General features: G+C 71.1%; 28 protein-coding genes. 6 read left to right on the top strand and 22 right to left on the bottom strand.

The genetic code is table 11. The features are described 5' to 3' along the window. Positions 1-151: 151 nt before the first annotated feature. The 3 genes from ACOKR1_RS08100 to ACOKR1_RS08090 all read right to left on the bottom strand — a co-directional run bounded on the left by ACOKR1_RS08100 (position 152) and on the right by ACOKR1_RS08090 (position 3,064). On the bottom strand, positions 152-1,741 hold the full coding sequence (locus ACOKR1_RS08100; protein WP_422933071.1) for an IS1182 family transposase: 1,590 nt from the start codon (positions 1,739-1,741) through the stop codon (positions 152-154). Between the two features lie 73 nt (positions 1,742-1,814). Next, positions 1,815-2,360 carry a hypothetical protein gene (locus ACOKR1_RS08095; protein ID WP_422936165.1) on the bottom strand — a complete coding sequence of 182 codons (546 nt, stop codon included), beginning with the start codon at positions 2,358-2,360 and terminating at the stop codon, positions 1,815-1,817. 287 nt (positions 2,361-2,647) lie between these two features. Next, positions 2,648-3,064 (bottom strand): DUF6318 family protein, encoded by a 417-nt coding sequence (locus ACOKR1_RS08090; RefSeq protein WP_422936581.1) that lies wholly within the window; start codon positions 3,062-3,064, stop codon positions 2,648-2,650. Here ACOKR1_RS08090 and ACOKR1_RS08085 point away from each other — a divergent pair. Then, the gene (locus ACOKR1_RS08085) at positions 3,015-3,329 is read left to right on the top strand and encodes a hypothetical protein (protein ID WP_422936730.1); all 315 of its coding nucleotides are present in this window, start codon (positions 3,015-3,017) and stop codon (positions 3,327-3,329) included. The genes ACOKR1_RS08090 and ACOKR1_RS08085 overlap by 50 nt on opposite strands. Positions 3,330-3,489: 160 nt before the next feature. Here ACOKR1_RS08085 and ACOKR1_RS08080 read toward each other — a convergent pair whose 3' ends face one another. From ACOKR1_RS08080 to ACOKR1_RS08050, 7 genes are all read right to left on the bottom strand, one after another. Beyond that, positions 3,490-3,963 carry a hypothetical protein gene (locus ACOKR1_RS08080; RefSeq protein WP_422936164.1) on the bottom strand — a complete coding sequence of 158 codons (474 nt, stop codon included), beginning with the start codon at positions 3,961-3,963 and terminating at the stop codon, positions 3,490-3,492. 4 nt (positions 3,964-3,967) lie between these two features. Further along, entirely contained in the window at positions 3,968-4,726 is a 759-nt protein-coding gene (gene dapB, locus ACOKR1_RS08075) for a 4-hydroxy-tetrahydrodipicolinate reductase (RefSeq protein ID WP_422936163.1), read from the bottom strand. Positions 4,727-4,792: 66 nt separating this feature from the next. Next, positions 4,793-5,257, bottom strand: coding sequence for a molybdenum cofactor biosynthesis protein MoaE (locus tag ACOKR1_RS08070; protein WP_422936162.1), 465 nt, complete (start codon positions 5,255-5,257; stop codon positions 4,793-4,795). After that, positions 5,247-5,720 (bottom strand): MogA/MoaB family molybdenum cofactor biosynthesis protein, encoded by a 474-nt coding sequence (locus ACOKR1_RS08065; protein WP_415857264.1) that lies wholly within the window; start codon positions 5,718-5,720, stop codon positions 5,247-5,249. Before ACOKR1_RS08065 ends, ACOKR1_RS08070 begins: the two co-directional genes overlap by 11 nt. Further along, the gene (gene moaC, locus ACOKR1_RS08060; RefSeq protein WP_422936161.1) at positions 5,720-6,259 is read right to left on the bottom strand and encodes a cyclic pyranopterin monophosphate synthase MoaC; all 540 of its coding nucleotides are present in this window, start codon (positions 6,257-6,259) and stop codon (positions 5,720-5,722) included. Before moaC ends, ACOKR1_RS08065 begins: the two co-directional genes overlap by 1 nt. Then, the gene (glp, locus tag ACOKR1_RS08055) at positions 6,247-7,461 is read right to left on the bottom strand and encodes a gephyrin-like molybdotransferase Glp (protein ID WP_422936160.1); all 1,215 of its coding nucleotides are present in this window, start codon (positions 7,459-7,461) and stop codon (positions 6,247-6,249) included. Before glp ends, moaC begins: the two co-directional genes overlap by 13 nt. 3 nt (positions 7,462-7,464) lie before the next feature. Further along, positions 7,465-9,012: a molybdopterin-dependent oxidoreductase gene (locus ACOKR1_RS08050; RefSeq protein ID WP_422936159.1), complete on the bottom strand. Its 1,548-nt coding sequence runs from the start codon at positions 9,010-9,012 to the stop codon at positions 7,465-7,467. A 36-nt stretch (positions 9,013-9,048) separates the two neighbouring features. Here ACOKR1_RS08050 and moaA point away from each other — a divergent pair, with 36 nt between their 5' ends. The 5 genes from moaA (at position 9,049) to ACOKR1_RS08025 (ending at position 13,458) form a co-directional block, all read left to right on the top strand. Then, on the top strand, positions 9,049-10,143 hold the full coding sequence (moaA, locus tag ACOKR1_RS08045; RefSeq protein WP_422936158.1) for a GTP 3',8-cyclase MoaA: 1,095 nt from the start codon (positions 9,049-9,051) through the stop codon (positions 10,141-10,143). A gap of 15 nt (positions 10,144-10,158) precedes the next feature. Further along, entirely contained in the window at positions 10,159-10,422 is a 264-nt protein-coding gene (locus ACOKR1_RS08040) for a MoaD/ThiS family protein (RefSeq protein WP_422936580.1), read from the top strand. 102 nt (positions 10,423-10,524) lie between these two features. After that, positions 10,525-11,643 carry a DUF2092 domain-containing protein gene (locus tag ACOKR1_RS08035; RefSeq protein ID WP_422936157.1) on the top strand — a complete coding sequence of 373 codons (1,119 nt, stop codon included), beginning with the start codon at positions 10,525-10,527 and terminating at the stop codon, positions 11,641-11,643. A 62-nt stretch (positions 11,644-11,705) separates the two neighbouring features. After that, the gene (locus tag ACOKR1_RS08030; protein ID WP_422936579.1) at positions 11,706-12,635 is read left to right on the top strand and encodes an ABC transporter ATP-binding protein; all 930 of its coding nucleotides are present in this window, start codon (positions 11,706-11,708) and stop codon (positions 12,633-12,635) included. Further along, positions 12,622-13,458: an ABC transporter permease gene (locus ACOKR1_RS08025; RefSeq protein ID WP_422936156.1), complete on the top strand. Its 837-nt coding sequence runs from the start codon at positions 12,622-12,624 to the stop codon at positions 13,456-13,458. The genes ACOKR1_RS08030 and ACOKR1_RS08025 overlap by 14 nt, the downstream gene beginning before the upstream one ends. A 12-nt stretch (positions 13,459-13,470) precedes the next feature. Here ACOKR1_RS08025 and ACOKR1_RS08020 read toward each other — a convergent pair whose 3' ends face one another. The 12 genes from ACOKR1_RS08020 to rbfA form a co-directional block, all read right to left on the bottom strand. Next, positions 13,471-14,835: a M16 family metallopeptidase gene (locus ACOKR1_RS08020; protein WP_422936155.1), complete on the bottom strand. Its 1,365-nt coding sequence runs from the start codon at positions 14,833-14,835 to the stop codon at positions 13,471-13,473. A gap of 3 nt (positions 14,836-14,838) precedes the next feature. After that, positions 14,839-17,091, bottom strand: coding sequence for a polyribonucleotide nucleotidyltransferase (locus ACOKR1_RS08015; RefSeq protein ID WP_422936154.1), 2,253 nt, complete (start codon positions 17,089-17,091; stop codon positions 14,839-14,841). 210 nt (positions 17,092-17,301) lie between these two features. Further along, entirely contained in the window at positions 17,302-17,571 is a 270-nt protein-coding gene (gene rpsO, locus ACOKR1_RS08010; protein ID WP_136610041.1) for a 30S ribosomal protein S15, read from the bottom strand. Positions 17,572-17,713: 142 nt separating this feature from the next. After that, a complete protein-coding gene (locus ACOKR1_RS08005; RefSeq protein WP_422936153.1) occupies positions 17,714-18,970 on the bottom strand; it encodes a kynureninase in 1,257 nt (418 codons plus the stop codon). Beyond that, positions 18,967-19,833 (bottom strand): tryptophan 2,3-dioxygenase, encoded by an 867-nt coding sequence (gene kynA, locus ACOKR1_RS08000; protein ID WP_422936152.1) that lies wholly within the window; start codon positions 19,831-19,833, stop codon positions 18,967-18,969. The genes ACOKR1_RS08005 and kynA overlap by 4 nt, the downstream gene beginning before the upstream one ends. 20 nt (positions 19,834-19,853) lie before the next feature. Then, the gene (locus tag ACOKR1_RS07995; protein ID WP_422936151.1) at positions 19,854-20,465 is read right to left on the bottom strand and encodes a hypothetical protein; all 612 of its coding nucleotides are present in this window, start codon (positions 20,463-20,465) and stop codon (positions 19,854-19,856) included. Positions 20,466-20,475: 10 nt separating this feature from the next. Continuing rightward, entirely contained in the window at positions 20,476-21,507 is a 1,032-nt protein-coding gene (locus ACOKR1_RS07990; RefSeq protein ID WP_422936150.1) for a bifunctional riboflavin kinase/FAD synthetase, read from the bottom strand. 18 nt (positions 21,508-21,525) lie between these two features. After that, a complete protein-coding gene (locus ACOKR1_RS07985; RefSeq protein ID WP_415855153.1) occupies positions 21,526-21,972 on the bottom strand; it encodes a hypothetical protein in 447 nt (148 codons plus the stop codon). A 1-nt stretch (position 21,973) separates the two neighbouring features. Continuing rightward, positions 21,974-22,342 carry a hypothetical protein gene (locus ACOKR1_RS07980; protein WP_422936149.1) on the bottom strand — a complete coding sequence of 123 codons (369 nt, stop codon included), beginning with the start codon at positions 22,340-22,342 and terminating at the stop codon, positions 21,974-21,976. Continuing rightward, positions 22,339-23,226: a tRNA pseudouridine(55) synthase TruB gene (gene truB / locus ACOKR1_RS07975; protein ID WP_422936148.1), complete on the bottom strand. Its 888-nt coding sequence runs from the start codon at positions 23,224-23,226 to the stop codon at positions 22,339-22,341. The genes ACOKR1_RS07980 and truB overlap by 4 nt, the downstream gene beginning before the upstream one ends. 13 nt (positions 23,227-23,239) lie before the next feature. Continuing rightward, entirely contained in the window at positions 23,240-23,716 is a 477-nt protein-coding gene (locus ACOKR1_RS07970; RefSeq protein ID WP_422936147.1) for a nucleoside deaminase, read from the bottom strand. A 50-nt stretch (positions 23,717-23,766) separates the two neighbouring features. Further along, the gene (gene rbfA / locus ACOKR1_RS07965) at positions 23,767-24,252 is read right to left on the bottom strand and encodes a 30S ribosome-binding factor RbfA (protein ID WP_422936146.1); all 486 of its coding nucleotides are present in this window, start codon (positions 24,250-24,252) and stop codon (positions 23,767-23,769) included. Between the last annotated feature and the right edge of the window lie 14 nt (positions 24,253-24,266).

The following is a 24,266-nucleotide window of genomic DNA, read 5'->3' as shown; positions in this document are numbered from 1 at the left end:
TGGCTGGTGGCGTGATCGGTGCCGCCTTGGCCAGTCGAACGGCGGGTTTTGGTCGGCTCTGGGTGCAGCATGGGTCCGTCCCGCCTGTGCAGGGCGTCGTGGTGCCCCTGGCGTTGGGTTCGAGGCTGTCTTCTGGGGGCCTGCGGCGCGATCAGGCCAGCTGCCAGGTTCCGTTGTCGAAGCTGAGGCCGAGTGCGAGCAGTCGCCTGAGGTTCAGGGCGGCGACCCGGTGGTGGAGCCAGCTGTTGTTCTTCTCCACGCCCCGGTAGGGGACGCGGCGGTTGCCCCGGGTCAGCCACGCGATCGATCTCTCGACCATCGGCCGCTTGGCCCGATAGGTGGTCTGGAAGCCTTCCGCGGTGGCCCGCCTGCGGTGTGCGCGCTGGAGCAGGTCGTGGGGATGCACCTCGATCTTGCGACCGTCTCTGGCCGTGGTGCACTGCGATCGCAGCGGGCAGTGGGCGCAGACGGCGCCGAACACGGCCTTGCGGGTCTTGGTGAGCCGGCGGGTGTGCCCGGCCGGGCAGGTCAGGGTCCCTGCCTCGCCGTCGTGGGCGAAGTCGTCGATGGTGAACCCGCCCTCGACCGCGGGCCGCAGCGGCCACGGCTTGATAATCGGGGTCCACTTCCGCTGGTCCAGGGCGTGCAGCATCTCCCCGGACCCGTAGGCCGAGTCGCCGAGCACCTCGACGGCCTCCTGCCCGGCGATCGTCGGGTCGGCGGCGACCAGGTCCTTGCCGACGGATGCGTCGGAGTTCTCCGGGCCGTTGGCCTTGGTCAGCTTCACCGCGGTGGTCAGCCCGGTCTCCGGCTCGACCACCACATGGGCCTTGAACCCGTCCTGCCGGCGCTCCCGGGTCTTGTGCGCGTGCCGGGTCTCCGGGTCGACGGTGGAGATCATCCGGTCCGGTGCGACGCTGCGGGCGATCCGCCACCGCCCGTCGCTGCCGTCGGAGTCCTCCGCGGGCTCGACGTCCTGCCCGGCCACCAGCGCCAGCAGCGCCACCGCCTCCGCAGGCCTCCCGCCCGCGGCCTGGGCGGCATCGACGTCCAGCGCCGCGAGCAGCGCGAGCGCGTCGTTGACCAGGGCTGTGACCAGGCCGTCGCGCGCGGCCGCATCGTCCCACACGATCCGCGGCTTCCCGGCCGAGGCGTAGTCCTGCCCGGTCAGCCCGGCCAGCCGGGTGCACTCGGCGGCGATCACCGCCTCCGCGCCGGAGACCTCCCGGCCGACCCGCCGGATCGAGGCGACCAGCTGGGTGACCGTGTCCTGCCGGGCAACCGCGTCGTCCAGCACCGTGGAGTCAAGCGCCCGCCGCGTCCCCCCGCCCACCGCGCCGGTCGCGGCCACCACGTCCCGGACCGCCTCGAAGATCCGCTGCGGCCGGGCGCTGGCCGCGAGCCGGCGCCGCCAGTAGGTCAGGGTGGTCGGATGGAACGCCCGGTCCGCGACCGCGAAGCCGCAGGCGGCCTTCCACCGCAGGTCGAAGGTCACCGCCTCGGCAGCCTCGCGATCCGAAAGCCCGTTCAACGCCTGCAGCACCAGGACCGTGGCGACCACCTCGGGCGGGACCGAGGGCCGGCCCCGGCCCGAGGGAAAGAGATCCTCGAACATCTCCGCCGGGAACAGCTTCAGCCGATGCCCGGCCAGGAAGGCGAAGACGCTGCCCGGAACCAGCAGATGCCCGGCCAGCGCCTCAACGTCAAGGAACTCACGCTGTCCATCGTCGCGACCCTGCATGAAGCCAGTCTTAACCCTCCCCGGCCCGAAGCAGGGAGGCGCGCCCCGCCCGCCCGACTTCTTCAGCAGTCTCCTAGAGGCGCACCTCGGAGCGCCACACGGTCAGGGCCCGGGGCGTGGAGGGGACCGTCGCGGTGCCCGCGATGGGCTGGAACGGGCCGCCCTCGACCGAGAACTCCCCCGCGAACACCGTCGCCAGGGAAGCGGTGACATCCCCCGTGGCGGTGTAGGCGTGGCTCGTGGCCGTCTTCTCCCCCCACCTCGCCTCGGGGATCGGCCCGCCCGGGGCCGCCGTGGTCAACACCGCCCCGTCCCCGTACGACCACCGGTACTCGGCCGGGGCCACCCGCACCTCCACCGCACGGCCCGCGATCGTGAGCCGGAAGGACTGCCCCGCCGGCTCCGCGTACAGGTTCGTCTCGGCCCCCTTGAGCGTGTGCCGGCCCGGCTGGGCCCCCAGCACCGGGCCCGCGATCGGCAGCTCCCGCAACTGCCGCTCCGTCACCGCCACCACCAGGCCCCCACCCGGACGCTCCGGCGGCACACCGTCGAACATGCAGGCCTGCTCGAGCCGCTCCCACGACCCCGGGCTGCCCTGCGGCGCCCTGAACCACGTCACCAACTGGGCCGCCCGGTCACCGCCCGACCGGCACTTCCGATTGACCTCCACGCACATGTCCCACGCCCCATCACCCTCAACACACGCAGGCCGATAGCTGTACACAAACGGATCCACCGTCCCAGCAGGCGGAGGCGGAAAATCGAAGGCCACGCGGCCGTCGGTCTCTGCGTGAACCTCGGCGTTCGTTCCATTCAGGCGGCCGTGCGTATCCGAAGCTCCGGCGGGTGCGCTGGCGAAAGCTGCCATGACTGCGAGCACCAAGAACAGCGATATCCCACGTTTCATCAGACATTTCCAGTTTCGGCGACGGTCCACCCCGAAGCGCCAAAGACTGCGTAGATTTCTTGCCACGTACCTGACGGTTCCCCTGGAAATGCTCGTCCGATTACCGAGTCCGAGGTGTATTCGGTCGACGGCGATTCGACTCCCAAAAAGCGACCAAGAACACGCTCGTGTGGATCCGTCGTCATGTCGCTGGAAAAATCTTGCACCGTCCACCTGGGACCGACAGACCACCCACTCCGGCTGTGGAGTGTTTCGGAGTCTTGAAGGAACCTTTCGCACACCCTGCATGACTTGTCCGAGACGTCAGTTAGCGGTTTGGCGTCTCCGGTTTCAAATGCGTAAGTCACGGTATTCAACCAGTACTGCGTGAACGCCGCGAAGCCCTCCTTGGTGTTGTGCTTCGCGGCCTCCGGCAGGACCGGCCTGGGGAGGTTCCTCGCGGGACCCTTCGAGCTCGCGGGGGTGGGGCGGGAGTCCGGAGTCGGCGGCGCGCTCGAGGACCCCGACGAAACAGAAGGCCCCGACGAGGACGCATCCGACGGCACCGCCTCGCCCGGACCCGAGCCGCACGCGGCCAGCCCCACACCGAACACGACGACCGCGGCGAGCCCCGCAGAGCGAAACGCGCGCCGAGAAGGCCAGCGAAAGACCAGGCGAAAAGGCCAGCGAACAGAACGATAGAGCGCCATTGACGTCCCCCCATGTCATCGGTGCTGATCACGCGCCTAAGACAAGACGAACGACGGCGCGACGACCTCACCGTAACCAGGGCCCACGACGCCTAAGTTCGTCCGAACCGAAAACTCCGTGGCGCAACGACGGGCGCGTAGGTGGCGACGAGCTACCGCGCCGCGCGATGGAGAGCGCGGTGCAGCGAGATGGCCCTGCGCATGGAGGCGCGGGCCCGCTTGCGGTCGCCCGAGGCGTCGTAGGCGAGGCCGAGGCGGTACCAGACACGCCAGTCGCTCGGAGCGGCCTCTGCCTCGGCCTGGAACGAGGGGAATTCGGCATCGGCTGCGTCCCGCACGATCCGGCCTCCTGCGGTCCGCGGGAGGTTGTCCTCGGGAAGCCCGCCCTCGGCCTCGAGCTCCCTGCCCAGCCGCTCGAGCCCGGCACCGAACATGAGTTCGCGCGCGAGCGCCCACGCCCCGATGATCGGGAGCACGAGGTACGCGGCGCCGATAGCCTTCGCGATGGGCTGCGGGTCCGCGAGCAGGAGAACGGCCCGGTTGAACGTCAGGACCAGGTAGAACACGAGCAGCAGGGCGATGCCCGCGACCCACAGCTTGGTCCGATGGGCCTTGATCCACTCCACGCGGTCAGAGCCCCAGATCGAGATAGCCGTCGAGCCCGACCGTCAGGCCGGGATGGGCCGCGACGGAACGCAGGCCTAGGAGCACGCCGGGCATGAACGACGCGCGGTCGAAGGAATCGTGCCGAATCGTGAGCTGCTCCCCCGGGCCGCCGAGCAGCACCTCCTGATGCGCGACGAGTCCCCGCAGCCGCACCGCGTGCACCCGCACGCCGTCGACATCGGCGCCGCGCGCGCCGTCGAGCGCTGTCCGGGTCGCATCGGGCGACGGCGCTACGCCAGCCTCGGCCCGCGAGGCCGCGACGAGCTGCGCCGTGCGCACGGCGGTGCCCGAAGGCGCGTCGACCTTGTCCGGGTGGTGCAGCTCGATGATCTCGACCGACTCGAAGTACCGGGCGGCCTTGGCAGCGAACGCGGAGGCGAGCACCGAACCGAGAGCAAAGTTGGGGGCAATCAGGACACCGGTCTCGGGGTGCTCAGCGAGGAGCGAGCGGAGCGAGTCGAGCCGCTCGGCGGTCCATCCGGTGGTGCCGACCACAGCGTGGATCCCGTGTTCGACGGCGAAGCGCACGTTCGCTTCGGTGGAATCCGGGACGGTGAGGTCCACGACGTAGCGGGCTCCGGCGTCGACGATTGAGTCGAGGGTGTCACCCCGCCCGAGCGCTGCGACAAGCTCCAGATCCGGCGCCGCCTGGACGGCCTTGACCGCCTCGGATCCCATGCGCCCGCTCGCGCCCAGCACTGCCACCGGAAGTCGTTCTGTCATGCCAGAAGCCTATCGGAGCGCGGCGCCCAGAATTCAGCCTGAACGTTCAGCCCAACGCCTGAGCATTCAGCCCAGCGCGGCGACCCACTCCTTGCCGCCGTCGTCGAAGAACTGCTCTTTCCAAATGGGCACCTCGGCTTTCACACGGTCCACGAGGTCCGAGCAGAGCCGGAACGCCTCGCCGCGATGCGCCGACGAGACGGCGCACACGAACGCAACGTCGCCCACCCCGAGCTCGCCGATACGGTGCGCGATCCACACCCGCATGGCCCGTTCAGACGGGCCGTACCGGTCGAGATGCTCCGCGACGACGGCGTCGACGACCCCACGAAGCGTGGCCCCGGCGGTTGGGTGGGCGGTATAGGAGAGTCGCAGGACACCCCGGCCCTCGTCGTGGTCGCGCACGATCCCCGCGAAGGAGACGACGGCGCCGGCGTCCGGCGCGTCGACGGCCCGACGCGCCACGGCCTCGTCGATCGGATCGGGCGTCACCTCGGCGTTGACGATGTCCACGCGTGCGTCAGTGGCCATGGTTTCCTTCCAGCTGGTCGCACAGGTGCCCGATGAGGGGGTCGAGCACGGAAAGACCGTCCATCACGCCGGACGGCGAGCCAGGCAGGTTCACGACGAACGTGGCCCCCGAGACGCCCGCGTAGCCGCGGCTCAGCGCCGCGAGCGGGGTCTTGGCCGCGCCCGCGCGCCGCAACGCCTCCATGATCCCGGGTACTTCGCGGTCGAGGAGCGGCCGCGTCTCCTCCGGCGTCACGTCGTCCGGGCTCAGGCCCGTGCCGCCGCTCGTCACGACCACGGTGGGCGCGAGCGCGAGCAGCGCACGCAGCGCCGCGCCGACGGATGGCCCGTCGGGCACCACGGCGGCCGGGATGACCTCGAAGCCGTGCTCCGCGAGCCAGTCCGCGATGATCGGCGCCGAGCGGTCCTCGTACACGCCCGTCGCAGCGCGCGTCGACGCGATGACGATCCCCGCGCGGCGCATCACGGCTCGCCCACCAACGGCCCGGGATCCCCGAGCGACCAGTCGCCGCTCTTGCCGCCGCTCTTCGCGAGCACCTTGACGTCCGAGATGACGGCGTGATGATCCACAGCCTTGACCATGTCGTAGACGCCGAGCGCCGCGACGGTCGCCGCGGTGAGCGCCTCCATCTCGACGCCGGTCACACCCCGGGTCTTGACGGTCGCGAGCACGCGCACGAACGCCTCGCTGAGCTCGAAGTCGACCGTCACCTTCGAGATGGGGAGCGGGTGGCACAGCGGGATGAGCTCCGGGGTCTTCTTGGCGGCCATGATGCCCGCGACGCGGGCGACGGCGAGCGCGTCGCCCTTCGGGAGCCCGCCCTCGCCGAGGAGGGCCAGGACCTCGGGGGTGGTCCGAAGGATGGCCTGCGCGGTGGCCTCGCGGCTCGTCTCCGGCTTGTGGCTCACATCGACCATGTGCGCGGTGCCGTCCGCGCGCACGTGGGTGAGGTGAGTGCTCGTCTCGGCATCGCGTTGGGGGGACTCGTTCACAGGAGCCATACTTCCACGTCGGCCCCGGCGGGCAGCACGGTGACGTCCTCGGGGACGAGGACCAGCGCGTCGGAGCCGGCGAGCGCGCCGAGCAGGTGCGAGCCTGGCCCGCCGACGAGGACGACGACGCCGCCGTCCACCCGCGCCCGGCGCACCTGGAGCTTCCCTTCCGGAGAGTCGAGCGATGCGGCGAGCGGGAGCGTGAGTCGGCGCCGCGCCGCGGGCGCGCCGAAAAGCTCGGCGAGAACCGGCCGCAGGAGCACCTCCCACGAGACCCAGCAGCTCACAGGGTTGCCTGGGAAGCCCAGGAACGGCACGCCGCCAACCCTCCCGATCCCCTGCGGGCCGCCGGGCTGCATCGCGAGGTGGGCGAACTCGACATCATGCTCGGCAAGCGCGAGCTTCGTCGCCTCGAACGCGCCCTTGGACACCCCGCCCGTCGTCATGAGCAGGTCGGCCCAGCGCGCGGCCTCGTTGAGTTCGGCGAGGAGGTCCCCCGGCTCGTCGCTGCGGACGGCCGCGGCGCGCGCGTCGAGTCCGGCCTCGCGCAGGGCCGCGGCGAGAAGCGTCCCGTTGGCATCGTGGATCTGGCCTGGGCCCAGCGCCTCCCCCGGGGCGGCGAGCTCGGCCCCCGTGCTCACGACCGCGACGCGCAGCGGGGCGCGCACGGGCACGTCGGCGATGCCGAGCCCAGCGGCGAGGCCCAGCTGAGCGGGCCCGAGCCGCGTCCCCGCAGCAAGGACGACGGCGCCCGCGGCCACGTCGCTCCCGGCCCGCCGCACGAAGGTTCCCGGCTCGACCGAGGGAAGCGTCACGGTCGCGAGGTCCGCGAACCGCGGCGGCACGGCGCGCTCGACGGGGATGACCGCGTCCGCGCCCTCGGGCAGCATCGCGCCGGTCATGATCGGGGCGGCGCGCCCCGGCACGAGGCGAGCCGGCACAGCCCCCGCCGGGATGGGCGCCGCGACTGCGAACTCGCGCCGCGCGCCGTCGTCGTTCGCGGTGGGCCAGCCCTCGAAATCAGCCGTGCGGACGGCAAAGCCGTCCATCTGCGAGTTGTCGAACGGCGGGAGGCTCACGGGGGCCACGAGGTCTCGGGCCAGCGCGAGCCCCAGCGCGTCATCGAGGGAACGGAGCTCGGGCTCCCGGGCGGCGAGCGGCGCGAGAAGCGCCCGGATCGCGTTTCGGTGTGCCGCGACGCTCGTCCCCATGTATCAGGCTCCTGCTTCGATCGTGATGGTGTGGTAGCCGGTGGCCCCGTCCGGCGGTGGCGGAGCCGCCTGCTGGACCTGGAGCGCGCCCGTCCCGTCGGTGGCCCGAACGCTCACCCGATGCTTGCCGGACACGAGCTGGACCTTCGCCGACCATTGGTACCACGTATCCCGCGAGATCCCGGTTCCGAGGGTCGCCGGCTGCCACTGCCCCTCGTCGACGCGCACCTCGACCCCGGTCACGCCGCGGTGCTGCGCCCACGCGACCCCGCCGAGCGTCACGGCGCCTGCGGCGACGCGGGCGCCGTCGCGCGGCACATCGATGCGCGAAGACGTCTTGATGGGCCCGCGCTGTGACCAGCCGCGCGTGCTCCAGTAGGCCTGATCCGCGGCAAAAGTGGTGAGCTTGAGCTCCGTGACCCACTTCGTGGCCGAAACGAAACCGTACAGCCCGGGCACGATCATGCGCACAGGGAAGCCGTGCTCGGGCGGAAGCGGCTCGCCATTCATGCCGATCGCGAGGATCGCGTCGACGCCTGGATCCATGAGCACCTCGAGCGGGGTTCCCGCCGTGAAGCCGTCGACGCTGCGAGAGAGCACCATGTCCGCGCCGGCCTTGGGCCGCGCCTGCGCGAGGAGCTCGCGCACGGGCCAGCCGAGCCACCGCGCGTTCCCGATGAGATCGCCGCCCACCTCGTTCGACACACACGCGATCGTCACGTAGCGCTCGATGAGCGGCTTGGCCAGAAGGTCCTGCCATGTGATCGTGACGGGCTGCTCGACCATCCCCGTCACTTGCAGCTTCCATCCGTTCGGGTCCACGGAGGGGACCACGAGGGCCGTGTCGATGCGGTAGAAGGTGGCGTTCGGCGTCACGAGCGGGGAAACACCGGGGACCCGGAGATCAGCGCCGTCCGGGAGGCTGGGCGCGGCCGACGACGGCGACGGGAGCCGCAGCGCCTCGCGAGCGGCGCTCGCCGCGAGCGCCGTTCCCCGCAGCACGCCTGCGAAGACCGCGCCGAGCGCGACGGCGACGGCGCTGCCCGCCATCGCTCGCAGGAAGCTGCGGCGCGCGAGGCCCGGGTCTGGCTGACCCCGCCCCGCCTCGCTCCGGAGACGCCGGACGAGCCAGCGCACCATGGCAACGGCGACGATCCCGGCCGCCACCGCGCACGCGAGCGCGAGGGGGCTCACGAGGGAGCGCGTCGCGACGGCCGCGACGCCCCCGACCCCGATGAGCGCCGCGAGGCCCGCGCCCGCGCCCGGCCGCCTCAGCTCGAGGATTCCGGCTGCGGCCCCGAGGGCCACGAGGAGGACGCCGATCACGGTCACGAGGAACGCCTTGTCGCCCGTCCCGAACGTCTGGATGGCCCAGTCCTTGGCCGCAGGCGGGGCGAAATCGACCACCGCGCCCCCGACCGCGGAGACCGGGCTCAGAGAGGGGCTCGCGAGGCCCGCGAGCAGCTCCCCCGACAGGACGCCGGCGACGGCGGAGAGCACGCCGGCCGCGGCCGCCCACCAGTTCAGATGCCGCGCACCTTGGGGTCCCATGTCTCCAGAATAGGTCGGCTGGCGTACCGTAGATCTATGACTGTGCAGCTCGGCATGCCGCTCCTGCCGGCGAGCCAGCGGGCCCAGGGCCAGCGGGCCGACCGCCCGGCGTTCGATGGTCTCCGCGACCGCTACGGCCGGGTCGCGACGGACCTGCGGCTCTCACTCACCGACAAATGCAATCTGCGCTGCTCCTACTGCATGCCCGCAGAAGGGCTCCCGTGGCTCGCGAAGGACGCGGTGCTCTCCGCGGAGGAGATCGTGCGCATCGTGGGGATCGGCGTGCGCGTGCTCGGCGTCCGCGAGCTGCGCCTCACGGGCGGCGAGCCGCTCGTACGCGCCGACGTCGTCGAGATCGTCGCGGCCCTCCGCGCGGCCCATCCCGAGCTGCCGATCGCGCTCACGACGAACGCCGTGGGGCTCGACAAGAAGGCCGTGGCGCTCAAGGCCGCGGGCCTCACGCGCATCAACATCTCCCTCGACACGCTCCATCCCGAGACGTTCGAGAAGCTCGCGCGCCGGCCGTTCTTCGACCGTGTGCTCGCGGGCATCGAGGCCGCCGACGCCGCGGGCCTTGGACCCATCAAGATCAATTCCGTGCTGATGCGCGGCATCAACGACGCGGATGCACCGGACCTCCTCGCATGGTGCCTCGAGCGCGACTACGAGCTGCGGTTCATCGAACAGATGCCTCTCGACGCCGACCACGGCTGGACGCGCGAGGGCATGGTCACCGCGGCGGAGATCCGCGCGATGCTCGGCGAGCGCTTCCGGCTCTCCCCCGATGCCAGGGCGCGCGACGGCGCCCCCGCCGAGCGCTTCGAGGTGCGGGGCCCTGACGACGACCTTCTGGGCACCGTCGGCATCATCGCGTCCGTCACGGAACCGTTCTGCGCCGACTGCAAGCGGACCCGCATCACGGCCGAGGGCAAGGTCATGAGCTGCCTCTTCTCGCACGAGGAGGTCGACCTGCGCGGCCTGCTCCGCTCGGGTGCGAGCGACCACGACATCGCCTCGCTGTGGCAGGACGCCATGTGGCTCAAGCCGCGCGGTCACGGCATGGACCACACGGGGCTCGGCGACGCCGACTTCGTGCAGCCCGACCGCTCGATGAGCGCGATCGGGGGCTAGGGCCGCTCGATGGTCATCACCGTGCGGTACTACGCGGCGGCCCGGGCCGCCGCGGGCGTCGACGCCGAGTCGCTCGAGGTGCCCGACGGCGGGACCCTCGCGTCGGCGCTCGAGGCCGCACGCGCCGTCGTCCGCTCCCCCGAGCCGGGCGCGCCCCAGCTCGCCGACGTTCTGCGGCGCTGCTCCTTCCTGGTCAATGAGATCGCCGCGAAGGATCCGCTCCGGCGGCTCGCCGCGGGCGATCAGCTCGACGTGCTCCCGCCGTTCGCGGGCGGCTGACGGCCGCCGCGAATACCTGCCGCGAACGTACGACTCTGGGATGACGACACCCGCACACCCCCGGCGTAGCGTGGAGGCAAGACTGTTGTGGAGGTCGTTGTCATGAAGCGAATCTGGACCCGTTGGCTGCCTGCTGCCGCCGTTCCCGCCGTCGTCGCCGTCGGAGTGCTCGCGGCCGGCGCGGTCGCGGTAAGCCCGCCCCCGCCCGCGACGCCGGAGCAGGTACTCGCGCTCGTCGCGTCCCACGCGGCCCGGCAGTTCTCCGGAACGGTCGAGGAAAGGGCAGATCTCGGACTCCCGTCGATCCCGGCCCAGGCGCTCGCACCCGCGACGAAGAGCGCGACGCTCGGCGGCGAGGCCACGCTCCTCGAACTCCTCACCACGGCGCACGCTGCGCGCGTCTACACCGACGGGCCCACGAAGGTCCGCGTCCAGATCATGGACCAGCTCGCCGAGCGCGACGCGATCCGCAACGGCAACGACGTGTGGACGTTCGACTCGAAGACGAACGAGGTCACGCACGCGACGCTGCCCGCCGGGGCTGGGCCGGAGGCAGGCGCGACGGCCAAGACTCCCGTCATGACCCCGGACCAGCTCGCGCAACGGTTCCTCGCCGCGGCCGGGCCGAGCACGAACGTGACGCTCGGCCAATCGGCCTCCGTGGCCGGGCACAGCGCGTACACGCTCGTCCTGACGCCGAAGACCTCGGGGACGCTCGTGGGCTCCGTGCAGATCGCCGTCGAGGCGCAGACCGGCCTGCCGCTCGCCGTCGACGTCTACGCGAAGGGCCAGCAGGACCCGGCCTTCCACGCGGCGTTCACGAAACTCGACCTGGGCGCGCCGGACGCGTCGGTCTTCGCTTTCACGCCTCCGGCCGGCGCAACGGTCAAGGAGCACCCCGTTCCTGCTCCGGCCACCACGCCGAAGGCCACGCCGGGTGCCACGCCGGGTGCCACGCCCAAGGCGTCGCCGGCGCCCAAGCCTTCCACTGGGGCGAAGACGCCTGAGAGCGCGCCTGGCTGGGACACCGTGGTCGTCGTCCCCGCGGCGAAGGTTCCCGCGGGCTTCCTCGACCAGCCCCTCGTGAAGCAGCTCGCGACGCCGGTCTCGGGCGGGCGCCTGCTCTCGTCCTCGCTCGTGAACATCCTCATCACGAACGACGGTCGGGTACTCGTGGGCGCGGTCCCGGCCTCGACGCTCGAGGCCAAGGCGGCCCAGTGAGCCTCGGCCCCGAGGACGCCCCAGCGGAGGACGCCCCGGCGAACGACGCCCCGGCGACGGCCATCCGGACAGAAGGTCTCACCAAGCGCTTCGGCCGGCACAACGCCGTCGATGGCCTCAACCTCACCGTGCCCCGCGGCGCCGTCTTCGGCTTCCTCGGGCCCAACGGCTCGGGCAAGACGACGACGATCCGCATGCTCCTGGGCCTCGTATCCCCGACCGCGGGCCGCGTCGAGGTCCTCGGCGAGGAGATGCCGGCCCGGCTCATGGGAGTCCTCCCCCGGGTGGGCGCGCTCGTGGAGGGCCCCGCGTTCTATCCGTTCCTGAGCGGCGAGGCGAACCTGCACCGCCTCGACACGGCGGATCTCCGGGCGCCCGCGCAGACCCGCGGGGAACGGGTCAAGTCCGCGCTCGAGCGAGTGGGGCTCGAGCACGCCGCCCACAAACGCGTCCACGCGTACTCGCTCGGGATGAAGCAGCGGCTCGGCCTCGCCGCCGCGCTCCTCGCGCCGCGGGAGCTCCTCGTGCTCGACGAGCCGACCAACGGCCTCGACCCCCAGGGCACGCGCGAGGTCCGGAACCTCATTCGCTCGCTTGCCGACGACGGCACGACCGTCTTCGTCTCGAGCCACCTCCTCGCCGAGGTCGAGCAGATCTGCACCCACGCGGCGATGCTCCGCACCGGCCGGCTCGTCGCCCAGGGCACGCTCGACGAGCTCCGCGGCGCCGCCCTCCCCCGCGTCGAGGTGCGCACGCCCGACGCGACCCAGGCCGCCGAGGTTCTGCGCGGGCTCGGGCTCTCCCCCGAGCGCTCCGCACCCGGGACCGTGGTCGCCACGAGTGCAACGAACGACGGCGCGCCCTCGCCCGAGGACGTCGTCGCGGCGCTCGTCTCGGCCGGGGTTCGGGTCCGCGGGTTCGCGGCCGCCTCAGCGAGCCTTGAGGAGCGCTTCGTGGAGCTCACGGGAGAGGGGTTCGATGTCGCTGGATAGCGTGCCGGCGGGCTTCCGGCTGTTCCTCTCGGAGCTCTCGGTCCTGTTCCGCCGCTGGCGCACGTGGGCCATGCTCGCGGCGCTCGCGGCCGTCCCCGTGCTCATCGGCCTCGCCGTGCGGTTCTCGCCCCGGGGGGCTTCGAGCGGCCGCGGCCCCGCGTTCCTGGACCAGATCACGCACAACGGGCTGTTCGCGGGAGTCGTCGGGCTCGTGGTGTGCACGCCGCTGTTCCTGCCGCTCACGGTCGGGGTGGTCGCCGGGGACACGATCGCGGGCGAGGCGAACCTCGGCACGCTGCGCTACCTGCTCGCCGCCCCGGCCGGCAGGGTGCGCCTCCTCGTGATCAAGTACCTCACGTCCGCCGTGTTCTGTGCCGCGGCGGCGCTCGCCGTCGTCGTCGGCGGGACGATCGCGGGAGCCGTGCTGTTCCCGCTCGGCCAGGCGACGCTCCTCTCGGGGGACACGATCAGTCCGGCCGAGGCGTTCGGGCGGCTCCTGCTCATGGCGGGATACGTCACGGTGTCGCTGCTCGGTCTCTCCGCGATCGGCCTGTTCGCCTCGACCATGACGAGCGTGCCCGTCGGGGCGATGGCCGCGACGATCGTCCTCGCGGTCGTCTCGCAGGTCCTCGACGCGCTCGACCAGCTCGACTGGCTGCACCCGTGGCTGTTCAGCGACCACTGGCTCGCCGTCGCGGACCTCCTGCGCGAGCCGATCGCGTGGGGCTCGTTCGGAGACAACGCCCTGCTGCAGCTCGGCTACATCGCGCTGTTCGGGGCGCTCGCCTACGGGCGGTTCACCACGAAGGACATCCTCGCGTGATCGAGCGCGTGATCAGAGCGTGAGGCCGAACGTCTCCGTCTCCTCGAACGGCCCCACGACCGTGACGGTGCGGGGCGCGGCGGCGAGCTGAGCCGCGAGCTCGCGGACCTGCTCGGCCCTCACTGCGCGGATCTGGGCGAGCGTCTCGTCGACGTCCTGGAACTCGCCCGAGACGAGTTCCGCGCGGCCCAGTCGCGACATGCGGGAGCCCGTGTCCTCGAGCGCGAGGACGATGCCGCCCGAGAGCTGGCCCACGGCCTTGCGGAGCTCGTCCTCCGAGACGCCATGCTCGGCCAGCTTGGCGAGCTCGGCGTCCATGAGGGCGAGCACCTGCGGGACCTTCCCGGGCGCGCAGCCGCCGTACATGCCGAAGTAGCCCGCGTCGGCGTAGGCGGACGCGAACGAATACGTCGAGTAGACGAGGCCGCGCTTCTCGCGGATCTCCTGGAAGAGCCGCGAGGACATGCCTCCGCCGAGCACGGCGTTGAGCACGCTCATGACGTAGCGTCGCTCGTCCGTCGCGATGATCGACGGGCAGCCGACGATCACGTTGGCCTGCTCGACCTGGCGCTTCACGACCGTGAGGCCGGGCCGGCCGCTGATCGCAGCGACCGCCGTCGACCGTCGCGCGACGGGCGCGGCGCCGTCGTCGAGCGTCCAGCCCGCGGACCGCAGCGCGTCGAGCACGAGCCGGCATACGGTGCCGTGGTCGAGCCCGCCGGCCGCGGTGACCACGAGCTCGGACGGACGGTAGTAGCGGCGGTAGTGCTCCCACACCGAGTCGCGGGCGACGGCGCGGATCGCCTCGGGTGTGCCCCCGATGGGCCGCCCGAGCGGATGCTCGCCGAGCACCGCCGCGACGAAGTGCTCGTGGGCGACGTCCGTGGGATCGTCGCCGTCCATCGCGATCTCCTCGAGGATCACGTCGCGCTCCTGCTCGAGCTCGTCGGGGTCGAGGATCGCGGACGTGACCATGTCCGCGATGACGTCGATCGCCATCGGCAGATCGGAGTCGAGCACGCGCGCGTAATAGCACGTGCTCTCCTTGGCCGTCGCGGCGTTGGACTCGCCGCCCACCTCGTCGAACGCCGAGGCAATCTCGAGGGCTGTGCGGCGGCGAGTCCCCTTGAAGAGCAGGTGCTCGAGGAAGTGGGTCGAGCCGTGCTGCCCCGCGGCTTCGTCGCGGGACCCGACACCGACCCAGAAGCCGATCGACGCCGAGCGCTGGCCGGGCATCGCCTCCGTGAGGACGCGCACGCCTCCGGGCAGGATGGAGCGGCGCACGACGGCGCCCCCATCCTGCCCGAAGATCGTGGTCGACGACGGGGCGCCATCCACGAGCTGGCCGGAGGTCAGCGGCAAGACGACGCTGGCCATCGGCTACGCGTCGGCAGCCTCGACGGCCGCGTCGGCCGGAGCGGCCTCGGCGGGAGCTTCGCCCTCTTCGACCACGGGGGCGAGCGAGAGCTTTCCGCGGTCGTCGATCTTCGTGATCTCGACCTGGACCTTCTGGCCCACCGAGACGACGTCCTCGACGTTGTCCACGCGCTTGCCACCCGCGAGCTTGCGCAGCTCGGAGATGTGCAGGAGGCCGTCCTTGCCCGGGGTGAGCGAGACGAACGCGCCGAACGTGGTCGTCTTGACGACCGTGCCGAGGTAGCGCTCGCCGACCTCGGGCAGCTGCGGGTTCGCGATCGCGTTGATCGCGGCCCGGGCGGCCTCGGCCGAGGAGCCGTCGGTCGCGCCGATGAGCACGGTGCCGTCGTCCTCGATCGAGATGTCGGCGCCCGTGTCCTCCTGGATCTGGTTGATCATCTTGCCCTTGGGCCCGATGACCTCGCCGATCTTGTCCACGGGGATCTTGATCGCGATGATGCGCGGGGCGAACTCGGAGAGCTCGTCCGGGCCCTCGATCGCGGCGTTGATGACCGAGAGGATGTGCAGGCGGGCCTCGCGGGCCTGCTTGAGCGCCGCGGCGAGGACCGAGGCGGGAATGCCGTCGAGCTTCGTGTCGAGCTGGATGGCCGTGACGAACTCGCTCGTGCCGGCGACCTTGAAGTCCATGTCGCCGAACGCGTCCTCGGCACCGAGGATGTCGGTGAGGGCCGCGTAGCGGGTCTGACCATCGACGTCGTCGGAGACGAGACCCATCGCGATTCCGGCCACGGGCGCCTTGAGCGGCACGCCAGCGTTGAGCAGCGAGAGCGTCGAGGCGCACACGGAGCCCATCGACGTCGAACCGTTGGAGCCGAGGGCCTCGGACACCTGGCGGATCGCGTACGGGAACTCCTCGCGGGACGGCAGAACCGGCACGAGGGCGCGCTCGGCAAGGGCGCCGTGACCGATTTCGCGGCGCTTCGGCGAGCCGACGCGGCCCGTCTCACCCGTCGAATACGGCGGGAAGTTGTAGTTGTGCATGTACCGCTTGTGCGTCTCGGGCGAGAGCGAGTCGATCTGCTGCTCCATCTTGAGCATGTTGAGCGTCGTGACGCCGAGGATCTGCGTCTCGCCGCGCTCGAAGATCGCGGAGCCGTGGACGCGCGGGAGCACCTCGACCTCGGCGGTGAGCTGACGGATGTCCGTGAGGCCACGGCCGTCGATGCGGACCTGGTCGCGGAGGATGCGCTGGCGCACCACCTTCTTCGTGACCGAGCGGAACGCGGCGGAGAGCTCCTTCTCGCGGCCCTCGAACTGGCCGGCGAGCTGGGCGAGCACCTCGTCCTTGAGCTCGTCGGAGGCCGAGTCGCGCTCCTGCTTGTCGGCGATGCTGAAGACCTGCGCGAGGCGCTCGGCCGCGGCGGCGTCGACGGCGTCGTACGCGTCCTGCTCGTAGTCGAGGAAGACCGGGAACTCGGTCGTCGGCTTCGCGGCGCGGTCGGCGAGGTCCTGCTGGGCCTCGCACAGGGCGCGGATGAACGGCTTCGCGGCCTCGAGGCCCTCGGCCACGACCTCCTCGGTCGGGGCGGTGGCGCCCTCGCCCTTGATGAGGCCCCACGACTGCTCGGTGGCCTCGGCCTCGACCATCATGATGGCGACGTCGTCGCCCGCGATGCGGCCGGCCACGACCATGTCGAACGTCGCGTTCTCAAGCTGGGAGTGCTTCGGGAAGGCGACCCACTGCGAACCCTGGGCGTCGTGCACGAGGGCGACGCGCACGCCGCCGATCGGGCCCGAGAACGGGAGGCCCGCGAGCTGCGTGGACATCGATGCCGCGTTGATCGCGACGACGTCGTAGAGCTCGTCCGGGTTGATCGCGAGGACGGTCACGACGACCTGGACCTCGTTGCGCAGGCCCTTGACGAACGCGGGGCGCAGCGGGCGGTCCATGAGGCGGCACGCGAGGATCGCGTCCGTGGACGGGCGGCCCTCGCGGCGGAAGAACGAGCCGGGGATGCGGCCCGCGGCATACATGCGCTCCTCGACGTCAACCGTGAGGGGGAAGAAGTCGAAGCCCTCGCGCGGGGCCTTGCCGGCCGTCGTCGCGGAGAGCAGCGCGGTCTCGTCATCGATGTACGCCATCGCGGAGCCTGCGGCCTGCTTGGCCAGCCGGCCCGTCTCGAAGCGCAGAACGCGCTGGCCGAAGCGGCCGTTGTCAATAACGGCCTCGGCAAACTGGATCTCGGGACCCTCCATGGGAGAGCCACCTCCGTTCGTGTTTGGCGGAGGCGGCGGAACCCGGTCTTCGATCGAGGCCCTTGGCGCGACGGGAGGTCGAGCCCAAGAGCCACTACCGAGGACCGCAGATTGCCGGAGCCTCCGGTGGATTGTCGTAGTCGGAGTGTAAACGCTTACGTACTGAAACGGCCCGCCGCATCCCGACGGGAAAGGCGGGCCGTTCCAAGACTACCGGCGCAGGCCGAGGCGCTCGATGAGCGAACGGTAGCGGTCGATATCGGTGTCGTGCAGGTAGGCGAGCATGCGCTTGCGACGGCCCACGAGCGCGAGAAGGCCGCGCTGCGTGTGGAAGTCGTGCTTGTGCTGCTTCATGTGCTCAGTCAAGTCCTTGATGCGCTTCGTGAGAACGGCGATCTGGACCTCGGGGGACCCGGTGTCGCCTTCCTTCGTGGCATATTCCTTGATGATCTCCTGCTTGACGGCGGGATCCAAAGCCATTGAGCTCAGTACCTCTCGTTTCGTGCCGTGCGGCCCGCCGGACGCTGCGTCCCCGGGGAACACCGGCCCCGTTCGCCCGCAAGCGAGGACCCGGCGCGGCCCAGGCCGCCACGGACTGCAGCGAGGGCCACCGAAGATTCTATCAAATGACGCGCGGCAAGTCCGTGCCCACGAGTTCCTCCCGCACCGCCTCGATACCGCGGAGCGTCTCGCCGAAGCTCGTGCTGAGCGGCGAGAGGCCGAGACGGAGCCCCTGCGGCGCCCGAAAGTCCGGGATGACGCCGCGATCCCAGAGCCGCTGGGTGAGCTCGCGGAACGCGGGGTGTTCGAGCGTCACGTGGCCGCCGCGCACGCTCGCGTCCTCGGGCGAGGCGAGCGTGACGCCGAGCGGCTCGAGGAGCTCGCGGTGCGCGGCAATCGCAAACTCGGTGAGCGCGATCGATTTCTCCCGGATCGCCGAGATCCCGGCCTCCTCGACGAGCGAGAGCATGCCGCGCAGCGGAAGCATCGCGAAGATCGGCGGGGTCCCGCTGATGAAGCGGCGAATGCCGTCGGCGGGCTCGTACCCCGGCCCCATCTCGAACGCGTCCCGCCGCCCGAGCCAGCCCTGGACCGGCTGCCGAAGGGCCGCCTGGTGGCGGGCCGCGACGTACGCGAACGCGGGCGAGCCGGGGCCGCCGTTGAGGTACTTGTACGTGCAGCCGGCCGCGAAATCGGCACCCCACGCGTCGAGCTCCACTGGCACGGCGCCCGCCGAGTGGCACAGGTCCCACACCACGAGCGCTCCCGCGCGGTGCGCGAGCCCGGTGACGGCCCGCGCGTCGGCAATGTAGCCCGAGCGGTAGGCAACATGCGAAAGGACGACGACGGCGGTTTGCTCCGTGATCGCCTCGGCGGCCTGCGCCGTGGTCACCCCGGTCAACGGGTCGGCGTCGATCCAGCGCACGGTGAGGCCGCGCTCGGCGGCGATGCCCTCCACGAGGTACCGATCGGTCGGGAAGTTGTCGGTGTCCGCCACGATCTCGGTGCGGTCGCGTCCTGCCAGTTCGATGGCAGCGCGAATGAGCTTGTACAGGTTGACGGTCGTCGAGTCGGCCACGACCGTCTGGCCCGGCGCGGCGCCGAGGCACGCGGCCCCGAGCCGGTCGCCGAGAAGGAGCGGCTCGTCGAGCCAGCGCTCGTCCCAGCCGCGGATGAGCCGGCTGCCCCACTCCTCCTCCGCGAAGAGCCGCACGTCCTCGGCCGTGCGGCGCAGGGGCCGCCCCAGCGAGTTGCCGTCGAGGTAGGACACGACGTCCGGCGACTCGACGAAGAGCTCAAGGAACCGCGCGAGCGGATCGTCGGCGTCGAGCGCGGTGGCTCGCCCCGTCAGCTCGCTTGCCGACGCGACCTCGCTCATCGTCCGATCTCCGTCCGGACGGCGAAGAGCTCAGGGAAGAACGTGAGGTCGAGCGCTTTGCGCAGGAAGCCCACGCCGCTCGAGCCTCCGGTCCCGGTCTTGAGGCCGATCGTGCGCTGCACGGTCCGCAGATGCCGGAAGCGCCACAGCTGGAAGTTGTCCTCGAGGTCCACGAGCTCCTCGCACGTCTCGTAGGCCGCCCAGTGCTGTTCCGCGTTCTCGTAGATGTCCTTGAACAGGGGAACGAGCCCCGCGGAGAACGCGTGGGCGGCCCGGACGTCGCGCTCGAGCACGTCCTGCGGGACGGCGTAGCCGTGCCGCGCGAGGTAGCGCAGGAATTCGTCGTACAGGCTCGGCGCGTTGAGGAGCGCCTCGAGCTGGGCCCGCATCTCGGGCTCGGCGTCGAAGACCGCGAGCATGCCGGAGTTCTTGTTGCCGAGGATGAACTCGACCGAGCGATACTGCCCCGATTGGAAGCCGGAGGCATGGCCGAGGAAGCCGCGGAACTGGGCGTACTCGTGCGGCGTGAGGGTCGCGAGGACGCTCCACTGCTCCGTGAGCGTCTTCTGGATGTGCTTGACCCGCGCGATCGCCTTGAGCGCGGCGCCGAGGTTGTCGCCGCGGAGCCATTCGCACGCGCTGCGGAGCTCGTGGAGCACGAGCTTGAGCCACAGCTCCGTGGTCTGGTGCTGAATGATGAACAGCAGCTCGTCGTGGTGCTCGGGAACGCTCACGGGGTGTTGGGCACTCAGGAGGCGATCGAGCTCGAGGTAGCCGCTGTAGGACATGCGGCCCGCGAGGTCGCGCACGATTCCATCTTCGAGCGCGCGCGTGTTCTCAGGGGTTGAGGTGAGATCTGTCACCTAAGCAAGGGTAATGAATATCAGCGCCCCCGCTTGCGCGGCTTGACCGAGTTCTCGGCGTGCGCGGGTTCGAGCGGCGGCTCGCGCAGTTCGGCCCAGCCGAGCAGCACGAACGCGAGGCCCCACACGCCCACCGCGAACTCGCCGATCGCGTTGCCCGCCGCGTACGTCGGGAACACGACGACGATGGGCAGGAGGCCGACGCCGAGCGGAATGAAGCGCTCCCAGCCGTGCCAGACGCGGCTCCTGATGGCCGCAATGCCGGCGAGGACGAACCCCACGGGAATCAGGAGGGTTGCGGCCGCGTAGAACACCGCGAGATCGCCGAATGGCGCCGCGAGATTGCCCACGGCGAGGGCAGCGAGGCCCAGGATGGCGAGCGCGAGGCCCGTGCGGGCAAACACCCCGCCGCCGAACGCGTGATCCGACCAGAGGCCCACGCACCCGAAGGCCATGAGCAGCTGGGCGATGCCGATGGCCGGTCCGACCACCGAGAAATAGGACGGGCGATTGGAGGCGAACAGTTCTCCGGCTTGGAGAACGAACATGGCGGCCCCGCCGACGATCATCGCAAAGGCCGCCCAGCGGAACCACGTTCGGGATTCGAACGGCTGAGGTGTGAGCTGGCTCATGCCGGGGATTTTAAGCCCCGGGCCGCGCCCCCGCCAGAATCCGGTGAGTCTGGTCGACGTCGACCTTCATCTGCTCGATGAGCGCCTCGGGGCCGCGGTAGGCGACCATGCCGCGGAGCCGCTCGACGAACTCGACGACGACCTTCTGGCCGTACAGGTCGAAGTCGTCCAGAGCCTCGTCCGGCCGGTCGATCACGTGCGCCTCGACCTGGCGCGAAACGCCCACGAACGTGGGGTTCGAGCCCACGGAGATCGCCGCGGGCCAGCGCGTGCCCTCCTCATCGACGAGCCACCCCGCGTAGATCCCGTCCGCGGGAATGTGTCCGATCGAATCGTGCGCGAGGTTCGCCGTCGGGAAGCCGAGGGCCCGTCCCCGAGCCGCGCCGTGCACCACCTCGCCGTGCATCGCGTGGGGCCTGCCCAGGATCTCGGCGGCGGTGCGGACGTCCCCTCGGTCGAGCGCTTCACGAACCCACGTCGACGAGCAGCGCCGCTGCGCGGCGTCGTCCTCCCCGAGCGGGCTCGGATCCCGCTCCCGGAACTCGTCCACCACCACAACCTCGAAGCCGTGGCGCGCGCCGAGCTCCTGCATCGTCGCGAGATCGCCCGCGTTGCCGCGCCCAAAGCGCACGTCGTGGCCTACCACGACGGCGCTCGCCCGCAAGCCGTCCACGAAGACGTTCTTCACGAACTCCTCGGCCGACTGCTGCGCAAACTCGAGTGTGTAGTGCAACACGAGGACGGCGTCGAGACCGTAGGCGGCCAAGGCCGCGATCCGGTCGTCGATGCCCATGATGAGGTCCGGCGCGGTGTCGGGCCGATGGACCTTGGCGGGATGCGGGTCGAACGTCACCGCGACGGTCTTGGCGCCGTTCCGACTCGCCCACTGTGCCTGCCACGCGAGCACCTGCTGGTGGCCACGGTGCACGCCGTCGAAGTTCCCCACGGTGACCGCGGTGTGCCCGAAGTCGCCCGGAACCTCGTCAAGCCCGCGCCAGATCTGCACCGTGTTCTCCTCCTCGTTGCGCGTCTTCTCCCCCAATCCGCTGCGTCCCACAGACTACCGGCTCGGCGCCGCGCGGCGGGGCCGGTTCGCGTAGAGCCACGCGAGCCCCACGAACGGCAGGACGAGCGGCACGAAGCCGTAGCCGCGGCCGTAGACGCTCCAGACCGTGTCCTGCGCGAAGTCCTGCGGCGCGACGACGCTGAGGGTGCCGACCGCGAGCACGCCCACGAGCTCGAGGAGAACGGCCCCCACCGTGAGATACCACGTTCCGACGCTCTTGCGGGCCATCGCAACCGTCGCGACGATGTACACGACCGCGGCCACCGCGCTCAGCGTGTACGCGAGCGGCGCCTCACTGAACTTCGTGGCGATCTGGTAGCCCGCCCGTGCCGTCGCCGAGATCGCGAAGATCCCGTAGATCGCGACGACGAGACGCCCGAGCCCGCGGCTCCGTGCGCTCGGCGAGTGGGCGGTGGTCTGAGGCGCGTTGTTCTCCGCCACGTCAGTAGGCTCCGTTCCAGATCTGCTCCATGCGGAAGAGCATGACGAACACCGTGATGGGCACCGCGGCGAGCACCACGTTGCTCCACCGGGACCTGTCGAGGATCGCCCACCAGAAGGCGGCGATGGGCAGCACGAGGGCCGTGAGCTCGTAGCCCCAGAACTCCCAGGCCTCCCCCCGGACGTGATCTCCACCGGCCTGCCGCACGATCGCGCCGACGCCGAACACGAGCAGGAAAAGTTCGACGGCGGCCACGGACAGGATCGCGGCATCGCCCGGATAGCGTTTGGTCGCCGCGGCGATGAGGCAGATGACGAGCGAGACGGCGCACACGCCCGTCCCGATCCAGAAGAACGGGTCTGCGATCACTCAGAGCCCCCGTGGGCGGCGAACACGAGCTCAGGCCTCGCGGCGGGCCCGGCGTCCTTGAGCAGCGCGACGAGGCTCCCGTCGGGCGCGAACGCGGCCGTCACGGTGTCGCGCCCGCTCGGCGCGATCTTGCGGCCGAACGAAAGCTCGACCGCCTCGTCCGGGCTCAGCTCGCGGACGGGAAGAAGCGCCCTCGCGGCCTCCGCGATCGGAAGGACCGCGAAGTCCTCGGCGAGCTCATCGAGCGTGCGGGCCGCGGCGATGTCGTAGGGCCCCACCTGCGTGCGCCGGAGCGCAGTGAGATGACCACCCACCCCGAGATCGGTGCCGAGGTCACGCGCGAGCGCCCGCACGTACGTTCCGGAGGAGCAGCGGACCGTGACATCGACATCGAGCACGCGGCCTCCGCGCTCGCGGCGGACCTCGTGGACGCGGAACTCGTGGACGGTCACGGGCCGCGCCTCGAGCGTGACACTCTCCCCTGCGCGGACGCGCGCATACGAGCGCTCTCCAGCCACCTTGATGGCGCTCACGCTGCTGGGCACCTGGAGGATGTCGCCCGTGAGCCGCTCGGCACCCGCGCGGATCTGCTCCTCGGTGATGGCCGCGGCAATGGTCTCGGAGACGATCTCGCCCTCGGCGTCGTCTGTCACAGTGCTCTGGCCTAGGCGGATCGTCGCCGTGTACGTCTTGGAGGTGCCCACGATGTAGGAAAGGAGCCGCGTCGCGCGGTTGATGCCGACCACGAGGACGCCGGTGGCCATGGGGTCAAGGGTGCCCGCGTGGCCCACCTTCCGGGTGCCAGCCAAGCGGCGCACGCGGCCGACGACGTCGTGGCTCGTCCATCCCTGCGGTTTGTCGACGATCACGAGTCCAGAAAGCACGCCTCCCAGTATGTCAGTAGTCGACGCGCCCCTCGAACGCGGCCCAGGCCTCGAACGGCGCGGCCCTGCGGGCCAGATCGTCCCGGGCCACGGGCATGAGCGAGTGGTCCTGGTCAGCGAAGTACCGGTAGAACAGGGCGTCGTCGAACCCGGCCGCCGCGGCGTCGTGCCGATCGGCCGCGAAGTGGACCGCTGAGACACGCGCCCACAGGGCGGCGGCTAGGCACAGGGGGCACGGTTCGCAGCTCGTGTAGAGGACGGCGCCGTGGAGGTCGAAGTCGCCCGTGCCCGCCGCCGCGCGCCGGATCGCGACGACCTCGGCGTGCGCGGTCGGATCGTTGTCACGCGTGACCCGGTTCGTGCCCTCGAAGACGGTTCCGTCCGCCATCACGACGACGGCGCCGAACGGTCCGCCGCCGTCGGCCACGTTCGCCACGGCGAGGTCGACGGCGCGCTCAAGATAGGCCGCAGCGGGATCCTCTTGACCCATACGGCCTATGGTAGGGCGTTACGTGGCGTCGGCTTTACTGCGCGGCGAACTTACTCCGCGTCGATGTCGACGTCGTCGAACTCGGATTCGTGCTCGGCGCCGCTGCCGTCCTCGTGGGCCTCGGGCTTGCGGTAGGGATCGGCGTCGCCCGCGTGGTGGGCACCCTCGGCGAGCTTGGCCACCTCTGCGTCACGCGCGTGGGCCTGCCGCAGGAGGTCCTCGACGTGGGACGCGTTGACGGGAACCTCGTCCGCGACGAACTCGAGCGTCGGCGTGAGGCGGATCGTGAGGTTGCGACCCACCTCGCGGCGCAGAACGCCTTTCTTGGCGTCGAGCACCTCGCGGGCGCCCTCCTGCGCGGCCGAATCGCCGAATACGGTGTAGTAGACGGTGGCGTGCTGCAGGTCGCTCGTCACGCGGGCATCGGTGACCGTAATCGCCTCGGCGCGATCGTCCTTGACGGACTTGCGCAGGGCTTCGGCCACGACCACCCTGATCCGCTGCGCCAGACGCGCAGCGCGGGCGGGATCTGCCATGGTGAACTCCTTCT

This window comes from Sinomonas sp. P47F7, assembly GCF_049332655.1.
Lineage (GTDB): Bacteria > Actinomycetota > Actinomycetes > Actinomycetales > Micrococcaceae > Sinomonas.
The sequence above is the reverse complement of the archived record's forward strand: the minus strand, read 5'-3'. Positions and strand labels throughout refer to the sequence as shown.